The organism is Boseongicola sp. (genome assembly GCA_014075275.1).
In the GTDB taxonomy this organism is placed as follows: Bacteria; Pseudomonadota; Alphaproteobacteria; order Rhodobacterales; family Rhodobacteraceae.
This window is the reverse complement of sequence record CP046179.1, coordinates 1,541,325-1,565,084: the sequence shown is the minus strand read 5'-3', so window position 1 is coordinate 1,565,084 and position 23,760 is coordinate 1,541,325. Positions and strand designations below refer to the sequence as shown.

20 protein-coding genes are annotated in these 23,760 nt (G+C 56.7%); 9 read left to right on the top strand and 11 right to left on the bottom strand.

The window, feature by feature from the left end; translation table 11 throughout:
• Positions 1 to 43 precede the first annotated feature (43 nt).
• The 7 genes from GKR98_07855 (at position 44) to GKR98_07825 (ending at position 6,608) form a co-directional block, all read left to right on the top strand.
• Positions 44 to 1,495, top strand: coding sequence for an FAD-binding protein (locus tag GKR98_07855; GenBank protein ID QMU58117.1), 1,452 nt, complete (start codon positions 44 to 46; stop codon positions 1,493 to 1,495).
• A 68-nt stretch (positions 1,496 to 1,563) separates the two neighbouring features.
• Positions 1,564 to 2,739, top strand: a complete 1,176-nt coding sequence (locus GKR98_07850) for an FAD-binding protein (GenBank protein ID QMU58116.1) — start codon at positions 1,564 to 1,566, stop codon at positions 2,737 to 2,739.
• Complete coding sequence (locus GKR98_07845) at positions 2,739 to 3,059, top strand: hypothetical protein (protein ID QMU58115.1); 321 nt, start codon at positions 2,739 to 2,741, stop codon at positions 3,057 to 3,059. Before GKR98_07850 ends, GKR98_07845 begins: the two co-directional genes overlap by 1 nt.
• A 2-nt stretch (positions 3,060 to 3,061) precedes the next feature.
• Positions 3,062 to 4,387 carry a glycolate oxidase subunit GlcF gene (gene glcF / locus GKR98_07840; GenBank protein QMU58114.1) on the top strand — a complete coding sequence of 442 codons (1,326 nt, stop codon included), beginning with the start codon at positions 3,062 to 3,064 and terminating at the stop codon, positions 4,385 to 4,387.
• 67 nt (positions 4,388 to 4,454) lie between these two features.
• Complete coding sequence (locus GKR98_07835) at positions 4,455 to 5,267, top strand: trypsin-like serine protease (GenBank protein ID QMU58113.1); 813 nt, start codon at positions 4,455 to 4,457, stop codon at positions 5,265 to 5,267.
• 39 nt (positions 5,268 to 5,306) lie between these two features.
• Positions 5,307 to 6,002 (top strand): trypsin-like serine protease, encoded by a 696-nt coding sequence (locus GKR98_07830; GenBank protein QMU58112.1) that lies wholly within the window; start codon positions 5,307 to 5,309, stop codon positions 6,000 to 6,002.
• 138 nt (positions 6,003 to 6,140) lie between these two features.
• Positions 6,141 to 6,608 carry an Hsp20 family protein gene (locus GKR98_07825; GenBank protein QMU58111.1) on the top strand — a complete coding sequence of 156 codons (468 nt, stop codon included), beginning with the start codon at positions 6,141 to 6,143 and terminating at the stop codon, positions 6,606 to 6,608.
• Positions 6,609 to 6,798: 190 nt separating this feature from the next.
• Here GKR98_07825 and GKR98_07820 read toward each other — a convergent pair whose 3' ends face one another.
• The 4 genes from GKR98_07820 to GKR98_07805 all read right to left on the bottom strand — a co-directional run bounded on the left by GKR98_07820 (position 6,799) and on the right by GKR98_07805 (position 11,924).
• Positions 6,799 to 9,135: an aldehyde dehydrogenase family protein gene (locus tag GKR98_07820; GenBank protein QMU58110.1), complete on the bottom strand. Its 2,337-nt coding sequence runs from the start codon at positions 9,133 to 9,135 to the stop codon at positions 6,799 to 6,801.
• Entirely contained in the window at positions 9,132 to 9,374 is a 243-nt protein-coding gene (locus GKR98_07815; GenBank protein QMU58109.1) for a DUF1272 domain-containing protein, read from the bottom strand. The genes GKR98_07820 and GKR98_07815 overlap by 4 nt, the downstream gene beginning before the upstream one ends.
• Positions 9,375 to 9,378: 4 nt before the next feature.
• Complete coding sequence (deoC, locus tag GKR98_07810) at positions 9,379 to 10,380, bottom strand: deoxyribose-phosphate aldolase (GenBank protein ID QMU60020.1); 1,002 nt, start codon at positions 10,378 to 10,380, stop codon at positions 9,379 to 9,381.
• A 326-nt stretch (positions 10,381 to 10,706) separates the two neighbouring features.
• Positions 10,707 to 11,924: an alpha/beta fold hydrolase gene (locus GKR98_07805; GenBank protein ID QMU58108.1), complete on the bottom strand. Its 1,218-nt coding sequence runs from the start codon at positions 11,922 to 11,924 to the stop codon at positions 10,707 to 10,709.
• Between the two features lie 299 nt (positions 11,925 to 12,223).
• On the opposite strand from GKR98_07805, the gene GKR98_07800 reads away from it, so the two are divergent.
• Positions 12,224 to 13,912 carry a chloride channel protein gene (locus GKR98_07800; protein QMU58107.1) on the top strand — a complete coding sequence of 563 codons (1,689 nt, stop codon included), beginning with the start codon at positions 12,224 to 12,226 and terminating at the stop codon, positions 13,910 to 13,912.
• Between the two features lie 19 nt (positions 13,913 to 13,931).
• On the opposite strand, the gene GKR98_07795 is transcribed toward GKR98_07800, so the two are convergent.
• The 6 genes from GKR98_07795 to GKR98_07770 all read right to left on the bottom strand — a co-directional run bounded on the left by GKR98_07795 (position 13,932) and on the right by GKR98_07770 (position 22,508).
• On the bottom strand, positions 13,932 to 14,276 hold the full coding sequence (locus tag GKR98_07795) for a DUF427 domain-containing protein (protein QMU58106.1): 345 nt from the start codon (positions 14,274 to 14,276) through the stop codon (positions 13,932 to 13,934).
• A gap of 63 nt (positions 14,277 to 14,339) precedes the next feature.
• Positions 14,340 to 16,154 carry a M24 family metallopeptidase gene (locus tag GKR98_07790; protein QMU58105.1) on the bottom strand — a complete coding sequence of 605 codons (1,815 nt, stop codon included), beginning with the start codon at positions 16,152 to 16,154 and terminating at the stop codon, positions 14,340 to 14,342.
• Entirely contained in the window at positions 16,154 to 18,034 is a 1,881-nt protein-coding gene (cobT, locus tag GKR98_07785; protein QMU58104.1) for a cobaltochelatase subunit CobT, read from the bottom strand. The genes GKR98_07790 and cobT overlap by 1 nt, the downstream gene beginning before the upstream one ends.
• A gap of 79 nt (positions 18,035 to 18,113) precedes the next feature.
• On the bottom strand, positions 18,114 to 19,097 hold the full coding sequence (gene cobS / locus GKR98_07780) for a cobaltochelatase subunit CobS (GenBank protein ID QMU58103.1): 984 nt from the start codon (positions 19,095 to 19,097) through the stop codon (positions 18,114 to 18,116).
• Positions 19,098 to 19,499: 402 nt separating this feature from the next.
• Positions 19,500 to 21,815 (bottom strand): hypothetical protein, encoded by a 2,316-nt coding sequence (locus GKR98_07775; protein QMU58102.1) that lies wholly within the window; start codon positions 21,813 to 21,815, stop codon positions 19,500 to 19,502.
• Between the two features lie 63 nt (positions 21,816 to 21,878).
• Positions 21,879 to 22,508 (bottom strand): DnaJ domain-containing protein, encoded by a 630-nt coding sequence (locus tag GKR98_07770; GenBank protein ID QMU58101.1) that lies wholly within the window; start codon positions 22,506 to 22,508, stop codon positions 21,879 to 21,881.
• 77 nt (positions 22,509 to 22,585) lie between these two features.
• Between GKR98_07770 and GKR98_07765 the strand changes: the two genes are divergently transcribed.
• On the top strand, positions 22,586 to 22,843 hold the full coding sequence (locus GKR98_07765) for a BolA/IbaG family iron-sulfur metabolism protein (GenBank protein QMU58100.1): 258 nt from the start codon (positions 22,586 to 22,588) through the stop codon (positions 22,841 to 22,843).
• A 17-nt stretch (positions 22,844 to 22,860) separates the two neighbouring features.
• Here the strand turns inward: GKR98_07765 and GKR98_07760 are convergent, their stop codons facing one another.
• A complete protein-coding gene (locus GKR98_07760) occupies positions 22,861 to 23,274 on the bottom strand; it encodes a DUF4177 domain-containing protein (protein ID QMU58099.1) in 414 nt (137 codons plus the stop codon).
• Between the last annotated feature and the right edge of the window lie 486 nt (positions 23,275 to 23,760).

Sequence of the window (23,760 nt, the reverse complement as noted above, 5' to 3'; positions counted from 1 at the left end):
GGTTATATATTATTACCAATTTGCCGTTCAGGAGATTCTCGCGATGGAAATGCCAAAGCCCGATCCGCGCATTTTGGCGCTGAAGCCGAAGCTGATTGCCCGGCTGAAAGAGGTTCTGCCCATTGATGCGGTGATCTCGGACGAGATGGAGACGCGGGCTTACGAGTGCGATGCGCTGACGGCTTACCGTTGCCCGCCGCTTTGTGCGGTTTTGCCTGCGACCACCGAAGAGGTCTCGGCGATTTTGAAGATTTGCCATGAGGAAGGGGTGCCGGTGGTGCCGCGTGGGTCGGGCACGTCTTTGGCTGGCGGGGCGTTGCCGACAGCGGATTGTGTGATCCTGGGCGTAGCCAACAAGCTGAGCGATGTTCTGGAGACCGACTACGACAACCGTTTTATTCGCGTGCAATCGGGGCGCACGAATTTGTCGGTGACCGGCGCGGTGGAAAGCGATGGGTTCTTCTATGCGCCGGATCCTTCGTCACAGCTTGCTTGTGCGATCGCCGGGAACGTGGCGATGAATTCGGGCGGGGCGCATTGCCTGAAATACGGCGTGACAACAAACAACCTTCTGGGCGTCACCATGGTGATGATGGACGGCACGGTGGTCGAGATCGGCGGCGCGCATATGGATGCGGGTGGCTATGATTGGCTGGGGCTGATCTGTGGATCGGAAGGGCAATTGGGTGTGGTGACCGAGGCGACATTGCGCATATTACCAAAGCCCGAGGGCGCGCGGCCCGTTTTGATCGGCTATTCCAGTGCTGAGATTGCCGGGGCCTGTGTCAGCGACATAATCAAAGCGGGTGTTCTGCCAGTGGCGATTGAATACATGGACAAAAAGGTGATCGAAGCGGTCGATCGCCACGCCGAGGCCGGATATCCCGATTGCGAAGCTTTGCTGATCGTCGAAGTTGAAGGGTCCGAGGCCGAGATTGACGAGCAGCTTGGGTTGATCAAGCAGATTGCCGCCAAGCATGATCCCGTGGAAATGCGCGAGGCCAGGGACGCCGATGAAGCTGCGCGCATCTGGCTGGGCCGGAAGTCGGCCTTTGGCGCTATGGGGCAAATCAACGATTACATGTGTCTGGATGGGACGATCCCGGTGTCATCGCTGCCAATGGTGCTGCGGCGGATCGGGGAGATGTCGGAAGAATACGGGCTGGACGTGGGCAATGTATTTCATGCCGGGGATGGCAATATGCATCCGCTGATTCTGTTTGATGCCAATAAGCCGGGCGATCTGGAGACCTGCGAGGCGATGGGGGCTGAGATCCTGAAGCTGTGTGTCGAGGTCGGCGGGTGTCTGACCGGCGAGCATGGGGTTGGCATTGAAAAGCGCGACCTGATGAATGTGCAGTTTGCGCCGGGTGATTTGGAAAGCCAGATGCGGGTGAAAGATGTGTTTGATCCCGCTTGGCTTTTGAATCCCTCGAAGGTGTTTCCGCTGGCCGCCAGTGAGGCAAGGCGAGCAGGGGTGCCGGACGCGGCGTGACAATGGGGCTTTGCCCCCCCGACCTTTGGTCGTCTCCCCCAGAGTATTTTACCCAGAAAGAAAGACGGATGGTTTTATCGCCGAGAGATGAAAGTGAACTGGCTGAGGTGGTTGCCGGTGCCAAGGGGCCGTTGGCCATTCGGGGCGGCGGCACGCGGGGATTTTCGGTTGATGTTGAGGGGGACGTGTTGTCGACCGCAGGGCTGTCCGGGATATCGCTGTATGAGCCGGGCGCGTTGACGATTGTGGCCAGTGCCGGAACGCCGGTGGCCGAGGTTGAGGCAGCGTTGGCGGCTGAAGGGCAGGTGTTGCCTTTTGAGCCAATGGATCATCGGGTGTTGCTGGGCAGCGAAGGCGAGCCAACGATTGGCGGGGTTGTGGCGGCAAATGTCTCGGGGCCGCGTCGATTGCAGGCTGGGGCGTGCCGGGACTCGCTTATTGGTGTTCGATTTGTCGACGGGCGCGGGGACGTTCTGAAAAACGGTGGCCGGGTGATGAAGAACGTCACTGGCTATGATCTGGTGAAGCTGATGGCGGGGTCTTACGGGACGTTGGGTGTGTTGAGCGAAGTTAGTTTCAAGGTGTTGCCGAAGCCGGATGCGACGGCTGTATTGTTGTTGAACGGCTTGTCAGTGGCCGATGCGGTGGCGGCGATGTCGGCGGCTTTGGCATCCCCTTTCGAAGTGTCGGGCGCGGCACATGTGCCGGTTGGACTGGATGGTGCGCCGGTGACGATGATCCGGGTCGAGGGATTTGAGAATTCCGTGGTGTATCGGGCCGGGCGGTTGAAGGACTTGCTGGCAAGATATGGTGTTGGTGAGATTGAGCGGCGTTCGGGTGGCGACGGCGAGCATGGTGTTCAGGCTGGATGGGCCTGGGTGCGCGATGTTGAGGCGTTTAAGGACAAGGCTTGTGTTTGGCGCGTGTCGCTGAAAGCCAGCGACGCGCCCGCGATGCTGGATGGTTTGGCAGTGGCAGGGATGGCGTTTGATGCGTTGCTGGATTGGGGCGGCGGATTGGTTTGGGTTGCTTCTGACGAGGCGCGGGCCGAGGCGTTGCATAAGGCGCTACAGGGCTATGCCGCGGGCGTTGGTGGTCATGCGACTTTGGTGAAAGAGCCGGAGGGATTACGCGCCTCGGTGCCGGTTTTCCAACCAGAGATTGCACCTTTGGCGAAACTGGCTGATGGGCTGCGGGCGCGGTTTGATCCGCGTGGGATATTGAACCCGGGAGTGATGGGCTGATGGATGGTGTGACCTTTGCATTCGTGTTGTTGCCGTGCCTTGGGGCGGTGACTGCTGGTTATCTGAACAGTGACTGGCGGTTGGCTGGTGCTTTAGCGGCTGGGGGATTTGCGTTGTTGTTGGTGGTGCCGGGGTCCGGTGGGCCGCTGGGGACCTATGTGTTGCCCGGGGTGGCGGGCGCTGCTGTGGCTGGGTTGGTGTTGCTTCCGTATCTGAGATGGCAGCAGGACACGACGATTTGGGGGCGGATGATGGTCTCTCTGGTTGCGGTCGTGACAGTGGCCTTTGTCAATCTATTCATTTTTACCGGGTTGGGCTGAGAATGCAGACGAATTTCACTGAAGAGCGGTTGAAGGTTCCCGCGATTGAGCGGTCGAACGAGATATTGCGGTCTTGCGTGCATTGCGGGTTCTGCACGGCTACCTGCCCGACTTATCAGGTGTTTGGCGACGAGTTGGACAGCCCTAGGGGGCGGATTTATCTGATCAAGGATATGCTGGAGAATGACCGGCCGGCGGATGCGAAGACGGTGAAGCATATTGATCGGTGTCTGTCGTGCTTGGCGTGCATGACGACGTGCCCGTCTGGCGTGCATTACATGCATCTGGTGGATCATGCGCGGGCGCATATTGAGAAGACCTACAAGCGGCCCTTGTTCGAGCGCATTTTGCGGTGGACTTTGGCGCAGATTTTACCTTACCCGACACGGTTTCGGCTGGCGTTGCTGGCAGCGAAAATCGGGCGGCCGTTTGCGTTCTTGGTGCCGGATGATCGGCTGAAGGCGATGTTGGAAATGGCACCGAAGGTGGTGCCCCCGATCAGCCGTAATGACGATCCGCAAACCTTCGAACCCAATGGGCAAAAGCGGATGCGGGTGGCCTTGATGACCGGCTGTGCGCAAAAGGCGCTGAACACCGATATCAACGATGCGACGATCCGGCTGTTGCAGCGATTTGGGTGCGAGATTGTGGTGGCCGAGGGTATGGGGTGTTGTGGCGCGCTGGTGCATCACATGGGCAAAGAAGACGAGAGCCATGCGGCAGCGGCCAATAACATTCACGCATGGATGGCCGAGGGTCGCAAAGGCGGGCTGGATGCGATTGTGATCAACACGTCGGGTTGCGGCACGACGGTGAAGGATTACGGGCATATGTTCCGCAATGACCCGCTTGCTGCGGATGCGGCGCGGGTGAGTGAACTGGCGATGGATGTCAGCGAGGTGTTGATGAAGCTGGATTTGCCGGAAAATGTGGCCGAAGAGATGCGGGTGGCGTATCACGCGGCTTGTTCATTGCAGCACGGGCAACAGATCAAGACCTACCCCAAGGACTTGTTGAAGCGGGTCGGTTATGAGGTGGTTGAGCCAGCTGATGCGCATTTGTGCTGTGGTTCGGCGGGAACTTATAACTTGACGCAACCGAAGATCTCGAAAGAACTGAAAGCGCGTAAAATCAATACTTTGGAAGCGAAAGTTCCTGAAGTAATTGCGGCAGGAAACATTGGTTGTATGATGCAGATCGGGTCCGGGACCGAGGTGCCGATTGTTCATACCGTTGAACTGCTGGACTGGGCCACGGGTGGGCCGAAACCGTCTGCGATGCAGGGCAACTACAGTCCCGAAATAGCGGCAATTCCCAACATTCGATGATCAAAACGACGTCATAATCTTGTCCAATCTTCGTTTTAGCCTGATTATTGGTGGCGAAGGGGACGTAATGAAACGATTGTTTGCAGCACTTTGTGCGGCTTTAGCGATAAACTCGCCTGTGTTGGCGGAGAGCAAACCAGCAACCGAGCTTACGGCCCTGATGACCAGTTATGAGGCGCGGGGTTGGGAGGCCGTCGGACGGCTGAATATCGGCTATGGCGGTATGTGCACCGGCGCTTTGATTTCTTCTCGACTGGTATTGACGGCAGCCCACTGTCTTTATGATCAGGGTTCAGCCGAGCAGGTGCCAGCCAGTGAGATTACGTTTCTAGCCGGGTGGCGCAATGGAAAGGCATTGGCCTATCGAAAAGTCCGGCGCGCAATTACCCATCCCGAGTATGAATACACTGGACCTTCGGGAGAGATGCGTATTTCGAATGATCTGGCGCTGCTGGAGTTGGAAAGCGAAATTCGATTATCGCAAGTTCAGCCTTTCAAAATAGCCTCAAGGCCGCGTAAGGGCGCGAATGTGGGCGTTGTCTCTTACGCCCACGACCGCTCGAACACTCTTTCGCTGCAAGAAGTATGCCATGTATTGGCGCGCCAACGAGGCGCGTTGATTGTGTCGTGTGATGTCGATTTTGGATCATCTGGAGCGCCGATATTTGCAGAAGTTGACGGCGAGGCCCGGATTGTATCCGTCGTGTCCGCCAAGGCTACGGTTCAAGGGCGTCGTGTTGCCTTGGGAACGAACCTGGAAAAACCATTGCAGGAGCTGAAGGATTTAATGGGGCAGGCCGACGGTGTTTTTGTGCGTGCCGCGCCGGGCACTCTAATGCCCAACCGCAATACCGGCGGTGCCAAATTTCTGAAGCCATAGGGACTTGACCTGTGTGGGCGCGTCGGGAACCTTTGGTTTATGACGTTGCGAATTCTGACAGTTACCCTGGGCTTTGCATTTTTTTGCTTTCCGATCGTTCTTTTGGCCGAGGCTGATCCTATGGCGGCGGCGGGTCGGATCGAGTTGGTCATCGAAAACGGAGAAACCAAGACGTGTTCAGCTTCATTGATTGAGCCGGACGTGGTTTTGACGGCAGCCCACTGCGTGGCTTTTTCAGCGAGAAATGCGGGCGATGGGCCCGTGGGTTGGGTATTTCGTCCTGGTGATGGTGTGCGCGGACGTGAGTACGGTGTCGATGCAATTGCGGTGCACCCGCTCTATGAACTTTCAGGCGGGTTTTCGAATTATCGGTTGAGGTTCGACATGGCGGCACTGAAATTGAAAGCCCCGATACCCAACGATGTAGCAGTGCCCTTCAGCCAGGGCTTGGGCGCCGAATTAGGCGAGCGGTTGTTTCTGGCTAGTTGGCGTCCGGACGCAAGTTTCAAACCTCGACAGCGGATTTGCGAGGTCATCACTGGATTACGCGGTTTGGTGACATTGGGCTGTCCGGTTCGGGGGGGCGAAAGCGGCGCACCGATCTTGCGGAAGTTGAACGACCGCGTAGAGCTTGTCGCCGTTTTGTCCAGCCGATCGCGCGTTAGGGTTCAACCTGTTGGGCAGGGCGCGAATGTTGAACTTCGATTGGTGCCTTTGCTGGACCAGTTCAAGTAGCTCAATGCTGGGGGCTTGAAGCCCAAAAATCTGTTCATATGTGATTGGGGCAGAGGCCTATCGCGGCTCTGCTTTTATTTTGCCTTGCCGGTTGACCGGGGGGCGCCCACGGGATCGCTTATAAAAAGGATGACCCACATGAGAGCTTATGATTTTGCACCGCTTTACCGCGCCAGCGTCGGATTTGACCAGATCGCGGATTTAATGGACCGGGTGTCGACAGATACGTCAAGCGCACCGTCCTATCCCCCTTATAACATTGAGAAAACGTCGGAAGATGGTTGGCGGATTTCGATTGCCGTTGCCGGGTTTGGCGACGAAGACCTTGGCGTTGAAGTGAAGGAAAACGCGCTGATCGTGACCGCCCGCAAGGCCAGTGACGAGGCAGAGCGGACATTCCTGCATCGCGGGATTGCCACACGCGCGTTCGAGCGCCGTTTTACCCTGGCCGATCACGTGCGGGTATCAGGTGCCAGCCATGTGAACGGGATGCTGAATATTGATCTGACGCGCGAGGTGCCTGAGGCGCTGAAACCACGTCGGATCGAGATTGCCAGTGGCGATACGATTGAGACCAAGGCCGTTGAGGCGAAAGAGCTGAACTAAGGTCTTTCTGATCGCGAGATGATAAGCACTCTCGGCGCGGATTGCGTCGGGGGTGTTTTTTGTTTGCGCCGCCTGTCGGCGTCAGATTTCCATCATTTGCGCCGCCTTACGGCGTCGCGGGGGGAAGGGGCGCTGCCCCTCGGGCCTTTGGCCCTCACCCCGGAGTATTTTTGATCAAAAGAAGACTGGATTACTCGCCGTAGGGCACCCAGATGGTTTTGACCTCGGTTGCGGCGGCGAGGAATGAGCTGGCATTGGCGTTGGACCAATCGTGAGCTTTGCCGTTGGTGACCCAGGTGCGTTTGAGGTTATGGGCGCTTTCCCGTTCGATTTCTGCTGACAGGTTCGCGGACGAGAAGCTCCAGACTGCATCAATATCCATGTGGCCCGCGACCTGTGGGGCAAGTTCCGCGTGGCTGCCGGTCAGGATGTTGACCACGCCACCGGGGACGTCGGAGCTTTCCAGCACCTGATAAAGATCGGTGGCTGCGAGGGGGTAGGGTTCGCTTGCCAAGAGGGTGATCCGGTTGCCCATGGCAAGTGCGGGGCCGATGAGACTGGTGAGGCCGAGAAGGGGGTGATCGTCGGGGGCGAAGGCGGCGATTTTGCCGACGGGTTCGTTCATCGCTAGGGCAATGCCCCGGAGCGGCACGCCCTTGGCGCGGCCGTCATATTTGTCAGCCCAAGCGGCCCAAGTGAAGAGGCGGTCGATGCTGTCGGCGACTTCGGTCGCGCCTGTGCGTTTGCCGGTCATCTGGTTGATGCGGCTGGCAAATTCATCTGCGCGGGCAGAGAGGTTTTCGCCGAGGTAGTAGAGGATTTGCGCGCGCAGGTGACCGGTAGTTTTTGACCAGCCCTTGGCGGCATTCATTGCCTCGACAGCGTTCCTGAGGTCCTTGCGGTTGGCCAGCGGCGCGTGACTGAGGAGCTTGCCTTTTGGCGACCAGATGGCGCGGGAATAGCCGCCGTCAGGGCGCGCCTGTTTGCCGCCGATGTAAAGTTTTGCGGTCCGGTCCATGTCATCGGTCGCGGCTTTGGCGGGGGCGGCTGCAGGTGTGATGGCGGTGAGGGATTTAGCAGTGCCTTTGGCTTTGGTGTAGGCTAGGAGGCCCTCCCAGCCGCCTTCACGGCCAAAGCCGCTTTCGCGCACGCCGCCGAAACCGGCGGCAGCATCAAAGAGATTGGTGGCGTTAACCCAGACGACCCCGGCGACGAGTTTAGGGGCGATATCGAGGGCGAGGTTTACGTTTTCCGTCCAAAGGGTCGCGGCAAGGCCGTAGCGTGTGTTGTTGGCCAGCTCTACCGCTTCTTCGGGCGTGCGGAAGGTTGTGGCGACAAGCACGGGGCCGAAAATCTCTTCCTGCATCAACTTATCGGCCGTGGACAGGCCGGTGATCAGAGTTGGCGGATAAAAACAGCCCTTGTCGGGGATTGGCGTGGAGGCGTGGTATATATCGCCGCCGCTGGAGCCGACAAGGTTTTTGATGGTCTTAAGCTGGGTCGGATCGACCACGGCGCCGACGTCGATGCATTTATCCAGCGGGTCGCCCAGACGGAGGGTGTCCATGCGGGTTTTCAGGCGCGCATAGAAATCGTCTGCGATGCCTTCCTGAATGAGAAGGCGCGAACCGGCGCAGCAAACCTGGCCCTGATTGAACCAAATGGCGTCAACGAGGCCTTCGATAGCTGAATCAATGTCGGCGTCGTCGAAGACGATGTAGGGAGACTTCCCGCCGAGTTCCAACGTGAGCTTCTTGCCGGAACCCGCTGTTGCTTCTCGTATTTTTCGCCCAACGGAAGTGGAGCCAGTGAAGGCGATCTTGTCGATGTCTTTGTGATTGACGATCATCTCGCCCGCAGCGCCATCACCGGTGATGATGTTCAGAACGCCGGGCGGAACGCCAGCCTCTCGTGCCAGATCTGCAAAAAGAAGTGCGGTCAGCGAGGTGAATTCCGCCGGTTTCAGCACCACGGTGTTGCCCATGGCCAGCGCTGGCGCTATTTTCCAGGACAGCATCAGAAGCGGGAAATTCCATGGGATGATCTGGCCGCAGACGCCCAATGCTTGCCGGTCTGGCAGTTCATCGTCCATCAATTGCGCCATGCCCGCGTGATAATAGAAGTGGCGGGCGACGAGGGGGATGTCGATATCGCGGCTTTCGCGGATGGGCTTGCCGTTGTCGAGGGTCTCTAGAGTGGCAAAGAGGCGGGACTGCTTTTGCACGAGACGGGCCAGCGCGTAGAGGACGCGGGCGCGTTTCTTGGCGTCTTTGGCCCATGCCGGTTGCGCTTTGCGGGCGGCGGCGACGGCGGCGTTGATGTCTTTCGGCTTGGCTTGGCTTATTTTGGCCAGAGCTTTGCCGGTGGCGGGGTTCTTGGAGGCAAAGGTCTGGGCTGGTTTCGTCCACTGACCATTGATCATGTGGCCGAATTTCTTGTCGTGGCTGGCGAGCCATTTCAGCGCTTCCGAGGCATCCTCGGGGGCGGGGCCGTATTCCATGGTGTCGAAGATTTCGCGGACGTTCATGCGTCACATCCTTCAGGTTTGGAAACGCGTTTGGTCGAGGCCGGGTATTTGACCAGCATGGCTTCGGGGCGAATTGGTCGTGATGTGAAGCTGCCGCCGCAGTTGGGGCAGGTGCCGTCTAGCCGGGTTTCAACACAGGTTCGGCAAAATGTGCATTCAAAAGTGCAGATCATCGCCTGATCATTGTCAGGCGCGAGGTCTGTATTGCAGCATTCGCAATTGGGTCTGAGATCCAGCATCTGTTTATCCGACCGGATGACGGTAGCCCGCCGAATAGCGGCCCGTCAGGTGGTGTTCGAGCTGGCGTTCGATGTCGCCCAGAAGGGACGATGCCCCAAAGCGGAACAGGTCGGGCCGCAGCCAGCGGTCGCCCAATTCGTCTTTGATCATAGTAAGATAGGTAACGGAGTCTTTGGCTTTGGAAATGCCGCCTGCGGGTTTGTATCCGACTCGGTAGCCAGTGGCCTGATGATAGGCGCGGATCGCGCGGATCATAGTAAGGGTGACAGGTAGCGTGGCGTTGACGGGTTCTTTGCCGGTTGAAGTTTTGATGAAATCGGCCCCGGCCATCATGCAGACCCAGCTGGCGCGGGCGACGTTCCTGAGCGTGCCAAGTTCGCCGGTGGCCAAGATGGCTTTGACGTGGGCGTCGCCGCAGGCCGCACGAAAGGCGCGCATTTCGTCGTAAAGCGCCTGCCAGTTTTGTGTAAGCGCGTGACGGCGCGAAATGACGATGTCGATTTCCTTGGCCCCGGCTTTGACGCTTTCTTCAATCTCGGCGATGCGCAGATGCAGGGGTGAGAGGCCCGCAGGAAAGCCGGTTGAGACGGCGGCGACCGGGATGCCAGTGCCTTCGAGGGCTTTGACGGCGGTGGGGATCATGTCGTGGTAGACACAGACGGCACCAGTTGTGATCGGGTCCATGCCAAGTTGGTCGAGGAGTTCGGCGCGGATGGGGTTCGCAGCCTTGGCGCAAAGGCGGCGAACGCGGCCTTCGGTGTCGTCGCCCGACAGCGTGGTTAGGTCGATCATAGTGACGGCGCGCAGGTGCCAGGCGGCCTGGAAGTCTTTCTTTACCGAGCGGCGACCGGGCAGGGTGGCGGCGCGGCGTTCAATGGCGCTGGTGTTGGCCTGAAGGCTAGTGATGCGATCCAGATCCAGCACGGTGCCGGGATTGCGCGGCTCGATCGCCTGCGGCAGATGGGCGAGCGTTGCGGTAGTTTTGGTGGCGGTTGTGGCGGGCATGGCAGCAGCCTTTGGAAAGGATGTTTTCAGCGTGGCATGGGGCGGGGGAATAATCAACATTGACCATTTGGTCAAATTTTTTGTGATAGGGGCTGGCAAGCCTGCCTAATTGTCGCGTGAAATTTCTGGCTTGTTTGGGGCTCTGCCCCGATCGGAGTATTTTCCTATCGGCGATGGATGGCAATCGCCTGTCGGCAGTGCATTGCATCTGCAATGCACGAGAGATCAGAAGAAGCGGTTTTGGAACGCGAGTAATTCGGGAAAGGGGCGTTAACCTTAATGGGTGTTAAGGTTAACGCTTTGAAGGGCGAAGGTGTGCAAGGGCTTTAGCCGGTTTTCAGAACGGTTTCGACTTTGGCCCCAAGTTCCAGCGTCTTGTGGACCGGGCATTTGTCGGCGATCTCCAGAAGGCGGGCGCGTTGGTCTTCATCGAGATCACCTTCCAGATGGATCTCGCGGCGAAAGCCGTCGATCTTGGCACTATCGGTAGTTCCGGCGTCCTGAGCGTGCAGCTTGTCGTGGCTGACGTCGACGAAGACATGAGTCAGCGGCCACTTTTTGCGCCGGGCATACATGCGGATCGTCATTGATGTGCAGGCACCAAGACCCGCCGACAGGAAGCCATAGGGCGTCATGCCCCGGTTGGAGCCGCCGTAGGCTTCGGGCTCGTCCGCCAGTGTGTGGTGGGCAGGGCCTGCGTTGACGTCCTGGAGGAAACCTTTGGAATCGGCCTCGGCCACACGCACGATGCCTTCTGGTGCGCCGGGGGGCGGGGCTGGGGCTTTTAGGTCGAGGTAGCGTCCGGCCCAGGCGGCAATGACCTCGGCTGTGTATTCGGCGTCTGCCGGACGCGAGACCAAATGGTCGGCGTTATCAAGGGTGACGAAGCTTTTCGGGTGTTTGGCTGCCATGAAGATGTTGGTCGCGTTTTCAATGCCGACGGTTTCATCCAATGGCGCGTGCATGACCAGCAGTGCTTTGCCGAGGTGGGCAATAGAGGGGGTCAGGGCAGCACCTGCGACGTCATCGACGAAGTCTTTGCCGATGGTGAAGGGGCGGCCAGCCAGCGAAACCTCGGCCTTGCCATCGCTAGAAATTTTGTCCAGTGCGTCGCCGAAATTATGGGTGACATGGCCGGGATCGAAGGGCGCGCCGATGGTGACGACAGCCTTGATCGATGGGATATCCGTGGCGGCTTTCAAGACAGCAGCGCCACCGAGAGAATGGCCGATGATCAGAGTGGGCGCGTGCCCGCGATCTGTCAGCGCGGCGGCGGCGCGAACCAGATCCTGAGCGTTGGACGTGAAAGTTGTATTCGCAAACTCACCTTCGGAATGACCGAGGCCGGTGAAATCGAACCTGAGGACGGCAATGCCCATTGAACTGAGGCGCGTCGCAATGCGGCGGGCGGCGGTGATGTCTTTGCCGCAGGTGAAGCAATGGGCGAACAGGGCGGTCGCAAGATGTGGGCCATCGGGCATATCGAGACGGGCGGCAAGCGCGTCGCCTGCGTGGCCGTCAAAGGTGAAGCGTTCCATACTCATGGGCGAGGTCTCCTAAATGCTTTGATGCCGAAGGTGTGCGCCATTCGACGGTGGCGCAAGGGGTCTGTCATCATCGTCACGGGATGGTGAGAGGTGCGGCCATACCCCCATGTTCACGGCGTAATCCCATCACAGTTGGTAACATATGGAAGCGCAACGTGAATTCGGGGTTTCGTGGATGCAAGCGCTGGCCTAACACGGGTGTTACCCGCCGCAAGTAGGCGATGCGGGTCGAAGCCGGGCGCGCGGACCACCCAGAGCTTTGAGTTGTTAGAAAAGCTCCGCGCGGGATCCCGACGATGGACGCCCCCCGCAAAACGATGATCGGCAGTCAACTTGAGGAGGTCTTGTCCGCCTGCAAGTCCGGTTGGCGCGTCATCCGACACCGAGGGCCGAACCGGATCCAGTTCTGGTTTATCGCGTTGTTTATCGGGATTGCGTCAGGGTTTGCGGCCATCTTATTTCGGGCCGGGGTCAACTGGTTGCAGGAAACGCTGTATGGCACCGACAATGTCCGGCTGATCCATTCATTTGCGGAAACCCTTCCCTGGTATCTGATTTTAATTATCCCGATATTCGGGGGCTTGATTGTTGGGTTGATCCTGAACCGGTTTACGCCGGATGGGCGCGTTCGGTCGGTTGCCGATGTGATTGAAGGCGCGGCGATGCATGACGGGCGGGTTGAAAAGCGCGCAGGGCTGGCTTCGGCACTGGCCTCAATGGTGACGCTGGGTACCGGAGGATCGACTGGACGGGAAGGGCCGGTGGTGCACCTGGCTGCGGTGATATCTGCCTGGGTGTCAACGCGGCTGAATGCCGACGAAATAACCGGGCGTGATCTTTTGGGCTGCGCAGTGGCGGCAGCGGTTTCAGCGTCGTTCAACGCGCCGATTGCCGGGGCCTTGTTCGCGCTGGAGGTGGTATTGCGCCACTTTGCGGTGCATGCATTCGCGCCGATTGTAATAGCCAGTGTTGCGGGCACTGTGATCAACCGTTTGGCATTTGGTGATGTGACAGAGTTCAGCCTGCTGGCGGAAGGCGGGTTGGCGTTTTATGTCGAATTGCCTGCTTTTCTGATCCTTGGAATGGTGTCGGGTCTGGCGGCCGTTATTATGATGCGGGCGATCTTTCTGGCGGATACATTTGCCAGCTTCGTGCGGCGACGGTCGGGTATGCCGCGGTATTTACGACCCGCTGTTGCGGGCGCGATGCTGGGTGGATTGGCGATTTTCTTTCCTCATATCATCGGCGTTGGATACGAGACGACCTCGGCAGCTTTGACGGGGTCCTTGCTGCTGCATGAGGCGATTGTCTTTTGTGTTCTGAAGGTTGCGGCGGTGGCAATCACTATGGGTGGGCGCATGGGTGGTGGGGTCTTTTCGCCATCTTTGATGGTGGGTGCGCTGTTGGGCTTGGCATTCGGATTGATCGCCACCAGCGTATTCCCCAACGTGTCCGGGTCCGAGACACTGTATGCGTTGGCCGGCATGGGCGCGGTTGCGGCGGCGGTTCTGGGCGCGCCAATATCCACGACTTTGATCGTGTTTGAGCTGACCGGGGATTGGCAGACAGGGCTGGCGGTGATGGTGGCGGTGTCAATGTCGACGGCAATTGCCTCGCGACTGGTGGACCGTTCATTCTTCTTAACGCAGCTAGAGCGTCGCAACATTCATCTGGCGGCCGGGCCGCAGGCCTATCTGTTGTCGATGTACCGGGTGGCCAACGTGATGCGACCTATGGACGACCCGCGCGCCGCGCCAGAAGATGCCGTTTGGGAGGCGATTGAAGCGGGACATTGGGTGAGGCGGAACGCAACGCTTGAGACGGCATTGCCCTTGTTTGAAACGACTGGGCGGCAGTTTTTGCCAGTGGTGACCGTTGGGGAGGAAGGCGAGGCACCGCAAATACATGGGGCGCTTTTCCATGTGGACGCCCTGCGTGCCTACAACCGAGCGTTGGCCGCTACAGCGGCGGAAGAACACAGTTAACGAAGGTTAATTTTCGAGGTCAGATCTGTTCGATGGTGATGCGCTCGTCATCAGCGAAGGACAGGTGGCCCACAATTTCGGAGACGCTCTCAATCGGAGTTTCATAACTCCACGCAGCATCCTTGATCGTGGTGCTTTTGGTCACAATCGAAAAGTAATTTGCATCGCCCTTGTAGGGGCAGACGGTCTTGGTGTCGCTGTCATCCAGAAAGGCCATGGCGATGTCGTCGCGTGGGAAATAGATGCGCGTAGGGTAGCCGTTTTCCTTCAATTCAAGCGCATTTGTGCTTTCGCCAAGAATCGCGCCGCCTGCGCGAATAGTCCAGGTGCCGGCGGCAGGGCTGATTGTGATGCGGTCGGCCATAAAAGGGACCCCCTATGATTGGTTTCGCATAGTAACAAAGGGCTGTTCGAATGTCTTTCAGCCCTAGATAGGTCTGGTTGCGTCAATTAACCAGAGACGGGCTTCAGCCGATACTCTGGTTTCGAGTTTTTGGCGGACTTTGTGGTGGTACGAATTCAACCAGCTTTGTTCGCCAGGACCCAAAAGTTCGGGGTCGACAAGTCGCAAATCAATCGGTGCATAGGTCAATGTTTCAAAGTCAAAGTGATCACGATTATCGCCCAGTTTTGGAGCCTCTTGAACGACGATCAGGTTCTCGATTCGAATGCCGAACGCACCGGCTTTGTAATAACCCGGCTCATTCGACAGGATCATGCCTGGTTCAAGCGGAACCTCGGAGATGCGCGACAAACGCTGTGGCCCCTCGTGAACATTCAAAAAGACACCAACACCATGACCGGTGCCATGGTCATAGTCTTGCCCAGCCATCCAGAGCGGCGCGCGCGCCAGGGCATCCAAGTCTCGTCCTGCAAGACCTCGCGGAAACCGCGCTCGGCTGATGGCGATCATGCCTTGTAACACACGAGTGAACGCTGCGCGGTGTTCTGCGCTCGGCTCGCCAACCACCAGTGTTCTGGTGATATCTGTCGTGCCATCGATGTATTGCCCACCAGAATCAACAAGATACAACTCGCCCGTTCTGATCGGTCGATTGGTGTCTTCAGTGACGCGGTAATGCACGATTGCGCCATTTGGACCGGCGCCTGAGATGGTATCAAATGAGATTTCTTGTAGCGCGTTGGTCGCGCGCCGGAAGCCTTCAAGTGATTTGGCAGCGTCGATTTCAGTCAAATCGCCCTTTGGGGCCTCGCTGTCAAACCACGCTAAAAATTCGACCATTGCTGCGCCATCGCGCAAGTGCGCTTCGCGCGTTGCAGTGATCTCGGCCTCGGTCTTTCGGGCCTTTGGCATGACACAGGGATCGGGGCCATCAACTGGCTCGGGCGCGCCGGGTGCGAGCTGATTTTGCCCCGACAGATGTGCTTCGACCTTAAGTGGCGCAGATTTGGGATCAATTCTGATCTTTCCAGTCAGAGTTTCAAAAAATTCCAGCAGCCTATCGTATGCATGTCTGGTCACGCGCGCGCCAAGGTGGCTAACTACGGCCTCGTCTGCCGGAGCGTCCGAAAACAAATCCACACTTCCAGTGTCGTGAACTACGGCAAAGCAATGGACCAATGGGTTATGGGCCATATCACTGCCGCGGATGTTCAATAGCCAGCATATGGAATCCGGCAGCGTAATCACGCAGGCCTTGTGCCCGGCTGCCTTCAGATCTTCGGCTACCGCATCGCATTTTTCGGCAGCGGTTTTTCCGGCAATGCTGTCTGGAAAAACGCGCATCGGCGCGGTCGGGCGAGCCGGGCGATCTTCCCAAACTTCGTCGACCATATTGTCCCAATAGGTGATTTCGATGCCTTTTGGTTCGAGCAATTTGGTCAACTGGCGGATCTCATCCACGGTATGCAGCCATGGATCGAAAGCCAGGCAATCGCCGTCCGACAATCGCGCCATAGCCCAGTCCGCAAGGCGGGTTGCGGGCCAGTTAACGGGTGTAAAGTGCTCGGTGTCGACCTGATCGCGCACTTGTGCCGTATAACGTCCGTCGATAAAAATACCGGCGTCATCTTTTAGAACGACGGCAAAACCGGCGGAACCGGTGAAACCGGTTAGCCAGGCAAGGCGCTCATCGGCTGGGGCTACGTATTCGCCTTGGTGGGCGTCCGCGCGCGGCACAATAAACCCATCCAATTCAGTGGCTTCCAGGACGGCACGCAGCGCTTTCAATCGTGGTGGTCCCTGATCCGGCGAGGAACTGGCCTCGAAGTTCTGAAACATCAGATGGCCCGTTTTTGCCGCAACTGGCGGGCACGGGCGCGGGGATTGCTTTCGAACAAAGCGGCTAATTGTTCTGTCATTGCACCGGCCAGTTGTTCGACGTCAGTGATAGTGACAGCTCTTTCATAGTACCGGGTGACATCATGGCCAATGCCGATCGCTAAAAGTTCGACAGCTTTGCGTTTCTCGACCAAATTTATGACGTCGCGCAGATGCTTCTCAAGGAAATTTGCCGGGTTGATGGACAATGTTGAATCATCAACTGGTGCCCCGTCCGAGATTACCATTAGGATTTTTCGCTGTTCACGGCGCGCCATCAGTCTACGATATGCCCATTCCAGAGCTTCGCCATCAATGTTTTCCTTGAGCAGGCCCTCTTTCATCATGAGCCCCAGATTGTCGCGCGAGCGTCTCCACGGTGCATCAGCGCTTTTGTATATGATGTGGCGCAAATCATTGAGGCGGCCCGGCAATTGTGGCCGACCATCCTGAAGCCAGACTTCGCGGGCCTGACCACCTTTCCACGCACGGGTCGTGAATCCCAGGATTTCGACCTTGACGTTGCAGCGTTCCAGCGTGCGGGCCAGAATATCGGCACTGATTGCGGCGATGGAAATTGGCCGGCCTCGCATCGAGCCCGAGTTGTCTAAAAGCAGCGTCACAACTGTATCGCGAAATTCAGTGTCAGATTCTTGCTTATAGGCCAGTGGAATCGTCGGATTTGCGATAATGCGCGCCAAACGCGCGGCGTCCAGAATACCCTCGTCCAAATCGAATTGCCATGACCGGTTTTGCTGGGCCATAAGGCGACGCTGTAATTTATTGGCCAAACGGCTGACGGCACCTTTCAACGGGTCAAGCTGTTGGTCCAGATAAGCACGCAGGCGTTCCAGTTCCGCTGGCTCGGCCAGATCCTCGGCTTTGATTTCTTCGTCATACTCTGTTGAATAAACAGAATAATTCGGATCAGCGTCGCTTATTGGCGCAGGCGGAGGTGGTTCCATCTCACTTTCGGCGTCGGGCATTTCGGCCTCGTCGCCCATCTCCATATCGGACATATCGTCCATAGATAGCTGTGCCTTACTTTGATCGTCCTGAGCTTCTTGGCTTTGGTCGGCGCTGGCTTCTGAAGCGTCTTCGCTCTCGCCGTCTTCATTGCCCTGGCTGTCCGGATTTTCCTGCTCTTCGGCGCTTTCGTCGGCCTGATCGTCTTGTTCGGGATCGTCCAAATCCGGATCGTCGCCCAACTGGTCACCATAGCCTAGATCAGTGATGACCTGGCGCGCAAAGCGCGCAAATTCGGCTTGGTCTGTTAAGACGCTATTTAGATCGTCTAATGTCCCGCCGGCCTGTTCTTCGATGAATCCACGCCACAAATTCATGATGTTGTCGGCGCCCTCGGGCAGCTGTCTGCCTGTGGCAAGGTGTCGAACAAGATATCCCGCAGCGACAGCCAGCGGGGCTTCGCTGGATTCGCGAATTTGCCCGTATCCTCGTCGTACGGCTTCGTGCGCGATGCGGGCGTCGATGTTTCCAGCGGTGCCCGGCATGTCGATCGCGCCGACGGCCTCGCAGCGCGCCACTTCCATGGCTTCATAGATGTCGCGGGCCATGTCGCCGTCAGGGGTATAACGGTTAAAGGTTTTGTCGTTGTGATACCTGTGACGCAATGCGTAGCCATCAGCAGTGCCGCGGGCCAAAAGGACCTCGTCCTTTGTCATCCGCCGAGTGACTTGCGGAAGTCGGACCATTTCCTGCGATTTTCCGGGTGGATCAACCGAAAAACTCACCCCAAGCTCTGGGTCATTGGCCAAGACTTTGGTGGCCTCTGCCAAGGCTTTTTTGAACGGGTCGGCCGGGTTATCTTTTTTTGAACTCATCGTGCTCGCTCCGTTGCGGCCGAATTTTCAGTGAAAATTCGGATAAGATTTTTTTGTAAAAAATCTTGGCGCGGGGACATCAGAATGCGACGCTTGCTGCGCTTTCGGGAAGCTCTTCGTCAAAGCAGCGCTGATAGAATTCTGCAACGGTTTGGCGTTCAAGTTCGTCGCACTTGTTCAGGAATGTTAGGCGGAACGCATATCCGACTGACCGCAGGGTTTCGGCATTTTGCGCCCAGGCGATCACTGTCCGGGGGCTCATAACTGTCGACAGATCGCCGTTCATAAAGGCGGTTCGTGTCAGATCCGCGACGGTCACCATCTGCGCAATGATCTTGCGGCCGCGCTCGGTGTTGTAATGAGGTGCTTTTGACAGAACAATTGCAGATTCTGCTGCATGACTGAGGTAGTTCAGTGTCGCGACCAAGGTCCATCTGTCCATTTGCGCTTGGTTGATTTGCTGTGTTCCGTGATACAGCCCGGTTGTATCCCCCAAACCCACGGTGTTAGCGGTTGCAAACAAACGAAAATATGGGTGGGGGTCGATGACCTCGTTTTGGTCGAGCAGGGTAAGCTTGCCGTCAACTTCCAGAACACGCTGGATGACGAACATCACATCGGCGCGGCCGGCATCGTATTCGTCAAAAACGATTGCCGCCGGATTGCGCAAAGCCCAGGGTAAAATCCCTTCCTGGAATTCGGTATATTGGATGCCCTTGTCGATCTTGATCTGGTCTTTGCCGATGAGGTCGATCCGGCTGATGTGGCTGTCGAGGTTTACCCTTACGCAGGGCCAGTTCAGGCGCGCAGCCACCTGTTCAACGTGGGTCGATTTACCTGTTCCGTGATAACCCTGGATCAGGACACGACGGTTAAACTGAAATCCCGCTAAGATGGCCAGCGTTGTATCGGGGTCAAACTTATAGGTTGGGTCAACCTCTGGGACCCGCTCGTTTGACTCGTAAAACGCGCGCACCTTCATGTCGGTATCAATGCCAAATGTCTCGCGGACATCAACTTCCTCGGAAGGCTTGGTGTCTGGGTCTATCCGCGTGTAATCCATCACAAATTCCTAGCATAAATATGGTCTGTTTACCGGTGATTACCGAGGTGCCTCATAATTTCGGTTGGTGCAAGAGGAAGCGGCTGGGAAGTAATCGAATTCCTTCGAGTGTGGTTTACCGAATTTTTGTGTTGAGATGCGAAAATGGCATTGCTGTTGCGAAACAGCGGCATTTTCAGTGGTGTTGTTTTAGTGAGTGTCGCACCTCGCCTGATGGCGGGGTGCGGAAGCTCGAATTATCGTGCAAATTCTGTGATCGATCCGGTCGGAGGAGCTCATAACAAGTGCGGGCTACCGGCATCCCGCGACAAGTTTCAAATTTTCGAAATATGTGTATCCAAAATGTAGTATGCCCCGCTGATGATCTTTCAAAGGGGAATATTACTGTTTATTTACATCAACTTAGGCCGCAACTGATTGCGTCTGTTGATTGCCGCCTTCGTTTTCCGTTTTGAAACGGTTGACCTGCGCGCGCATCACTTCCATTTTTTCAGCCAGTTGACGGGCTTCCATTCGGCTGTCTTCAGCCAGTTTGGCATTTTTCTGTGTAATTCCATCCATTTGCGAGACTGTATCCGATACACGACTCACGCTTGTTGCCTGCTCTTGCGCCGAAGCGGTAAGGCTGTCCATGGTTTCGGCCATATCTCGGACGCGCGTCACGACGTCAGTCAGTGTGTCACCGGTTTTTTCAACGAGTTCGACACCGCGAACAACCTGTGTTGCCGACTCGTCGATAAGTGACTTGATGTCTTTTGATGCTTCGCCCGACCTTTGAGCCAATGCGCGCACTTCGGTGGCTACAACGGCAAAACCTTTCCCTGCCGAACCTGCCCGTGCCGCCTCAACTGATGCGTTCAATGCCAGAAGATTGGTTTGAAACGCGATGCCATCCATCACCGTCACAATCTCGTTGATCTTATCTGATGCCGTCTGAATATCCGTCATGGCAGATATGGCTGAACTGACGACTGCACCGGCTTCGTCAACACGCTGGGTCGCGGCTTGGGCGATCCCGGCTGATTGGCGGGCGGCTTCGGCACTTGTTTGAACCGACGCAGACATTTCTGCCATGGCGCCGGACGTTTCCTCCAGCGCCGAGGATTGATGCTCGGCGCGTTTCGCCAATTCTCCGGCTTGGTCTCTCATGTGACTTGAACTTGCGCCGATCTCTTCGCATTGGGTTCTGATTTCGGTCACGAGATTGCCAAGTGTGATCGTCGTATCGGTCAAGCCATTCTCAAGGTCGTTGAATATGCCTTCGAACTGGCCGTTCATTCTTTCGCAGAGATCACCTTCGGCAAGGCGCGCAAGAACCCGTGCGGTTTCGCCGATACTTACGGAAACGTTTGCAACCAGCTCGTTTACCGCAGCAGCGATCTTGTCGAGTTCTTCGTTGCCAAATTCCTTGTCAATGCGCTTGGAGAAGTCGCCGCGCGCTGCAGCGTCAAGAACTGTTCCGAGGCCTTGTGACAGATCTTGAATAATGGCCGAGCGTTCTTTTTCCATGGCGGCACGCTGCGCTTCTTCTGTGACCTGGTCGCGCTTGGTTTGTTCTTCGCGCGCTTTAGCTTCATCAGCCTCATTTTCGCGGATTTTTTCCTGCATTTTTTGGGTTTCAATGCTGTTACTGCGGAAGACTTCCAGGGCGCGCGCAATCTCCCCCAGTTCATTTTCGCGCTCGGTATTGGTGATTTCGATTGCCAGATCGCCATCTGCTAAAGATGCCATTTCGGTAACACTTGTATTGATACCAGCCGAAATACCCGCTGCAGTTCGACGCGCGGCGACGGCCAGTCCGATGCCGGACAAAAGTGCGGCGCATATTAAAAATGCGATGATGATCCGCCCACGGTCGCGACCGCTGATTTCCAAGGCATTCTGACTGGAAACAACACGCTCGGTCACGCTCTGAAGACCGCTTTTAAGGTCCGGACCCAACTGATCAAGTTCAGATGACAATCCAACATCGATGTCGTTTGCGCGATGCACCTCGTGACTTGCCGAAATGAAAGAATTCAACAGGGCCCGGGTTTCTGCCACCGGAGCCAAATATCGATCGGGGACGCTTGGATCATTGATAAGGTCAAGTTCGGTTAGTGCATCGGTCAGAGATTCTTCTGTCCGCTGGAAGTCAGCTGGATCACCGCTGCGAATAAAGCGCTCAATGGCGATCTTTCCTGTTTTCATGTTGCGCTGCGCCAGCGCTGAATGGAAGGCGGCATCCTTGTGCCCTTCGTTGAAAAGCTGATCCATCAAGACATCTAGTTTGATTTTGGCGGTGTCCCCGGCCGCGGTCATCTCTTTGATTGACTGTGATCGCTCCGCTCGAATGTCGGCCAAATTGGCAAACGTTTCGCGATAAGTGCCGATTTTCGCGAAAAGTTCATTGTGGATGGCGAACAGATCAGAGGATGCGTCCATGTTGGTGACGATCTGGCGCTCGGACTCGTAGGCGTTGAGAAAGCTGTCGTTCACAGCTTCGACAAACGCGGCATCGTCCAATACCCGGTATTTCAGTGCGGCCAGCCGGCCTTCATACACATGCGAGCCGATTTCCTGAACAGCCAGGGTACGGTCGGCCGAAGCAGAGAAATGACTGATGATCTGAGTCAAAAGCAAAGTCGCAATGACACCAGCCAGTGAAGCGACTGTCAAAATTCCAAGCGCAATTCCATTAAGTGCACCGATCTGCTTAGAAATACGCCAGTTGCCCATACAAAGACTCCACAAGAGTGCCGAATATCCGGCGCACTCTTATGAGGAACTATTTACAGATCTCTAAGTCGAAAAATTGCGGCTAACTTTAATCTGATCCCAGGCCCAGACGACTTCGGACAGTTGCTCTTCGTGGCTTCTGTCGCCGCCATTCATGTCAGGATGTAGCACTTTGATCAGTGACTTATACGATTTTCGGATCTCGGCTTTGGTCCAATGATCGCGGGCTTCCAGAATGTCGAGCGCACGGCGTTCGGTGGGCGGGAGTTTGCGCGAACCCGATATGCCTTTGCCAGGGTTACGAGTCGCATTTTGCCCAAGGATCTGATGCGGATCGTCTATGCCCAGCCGGGCCCATGCTTTTTGTTCGTCGCCAGGTTTGCCAAAGGGCTTGGTTTCACGCTCCCAGACCCGATCTTTGTCGGCTTGAGCGGCGACACCATCTTCGTTTGATCCGTGGAAGAAATTCCATTTCAGATTGTATTCGCGGACGTGATCTTTGCAGAACCACAGAAAGTCATCCAAATCATCCGGGGACTTCGGCGCACGATACTGACCGACTTCCTGGCAACCGGCGTGGTCGCACGCGCGGGTGGATGTCTCGAAAGCCCCGGACATGCCGCGCCGGGTACGAGAGCGTTTCTTCTTGTCGGTTGACACACTTAGGTCAAAACCGAACGGGTCTTCACTCATCTGACATTTCCCTTTCCGACTCGGACGCACGAGTTTACTGTTCTCAGCCGGAGATTGAAGGGGGGGCAGCTAAAAAAATGTCGATTTCGGATGAAATGCGCGCACGGTTGTTGGCTGAGTTTGCCCCATCGGGCTTGGAGATCCTTGACGAAAGTGAAGCTCATCGCGGTCACGCAGGATTCCAGGAGGGCGGCGAAAGTCATTGGAAAATAACGATGAATTCCGCACGCTTTGGCGGGATGAGCCGCCTGCAACGTCACCGCGCCGTGCATGCGGCGCTTGGCGACGACATACTTGGGCGCATTCATGCGCTGGCCCTTCACCTTTCGGAGTAGGCGCTGCTTTTGAGAAATTATTCTGTCTGCGGCGGGCGTGGCACCGAAACGGGGCGCTCGGCACGCAGGATTTCCGAAGGCGTTCGATCGGATTCGCCCAGGGTCAGTGGTGGCAGAGCGGGTTCGGGGGCGGGTTCGACTGCTTTTTCAGCCACGGCGTCCACTGCCACAGCTGGCGTCGTTGCCTGAGCTGCCCCGTGAATTTCCCGTTTAAATATCAACAGGTTCTGAAAGGATTTCTGAGTGCCTTTCAAACCTTTGCGTTCTTCGCAGGGAAGGGTTTCGGCGCGCAGAAACTCCCAGCCATCGGCGGCCATTTCGTTCAGCACATCGCTAATCGTGCGGGCAAAGCGGTCGTCAACGGATTTAACTCCCTTGATTTTAATCGCCTGCACAGGTGCCGGTACGGCCTGGTATTCAAAGCTGCTCATGCATGCCTCGTCTCGTTGTCGAAGCTCATGTTTATCACCAGTGGACAGCCTGTGAAAGAGCCAGTGGCGGCGTCAAAACCGACAGTCTGTATAGCGTCGGTATCACGTCGGTATTGCGTCGGTGGACCCGAGCGGTGCCGAAACGGCTTGTTAATGAACTTGGGGTGGTCAGAAAGGGTCGTTAGAAAAGGCAAAGGGCGCCGTCACACATACGGCGCCCTTTCAACTCACAACACTCACTACTTACTTACACACACAGTTGGCAGGTCACATACACATTAACTCTTCACTTGCCATGGTCTTAATCTACGTAGCTAATAGGGTATTAGTATGACTAATGTAGCCCCTTTTTACCTCCAATTGTGGCAGGATCAGGCGGGATTCGAGAACGATCTTGTCGTCTACCTGGGTAGTGTCTTGGGATCGGAAACAAAATTGGGGTGATCGCTAAGGGCTCAATGAAGAGCTGCCCAGAATGATGATGAA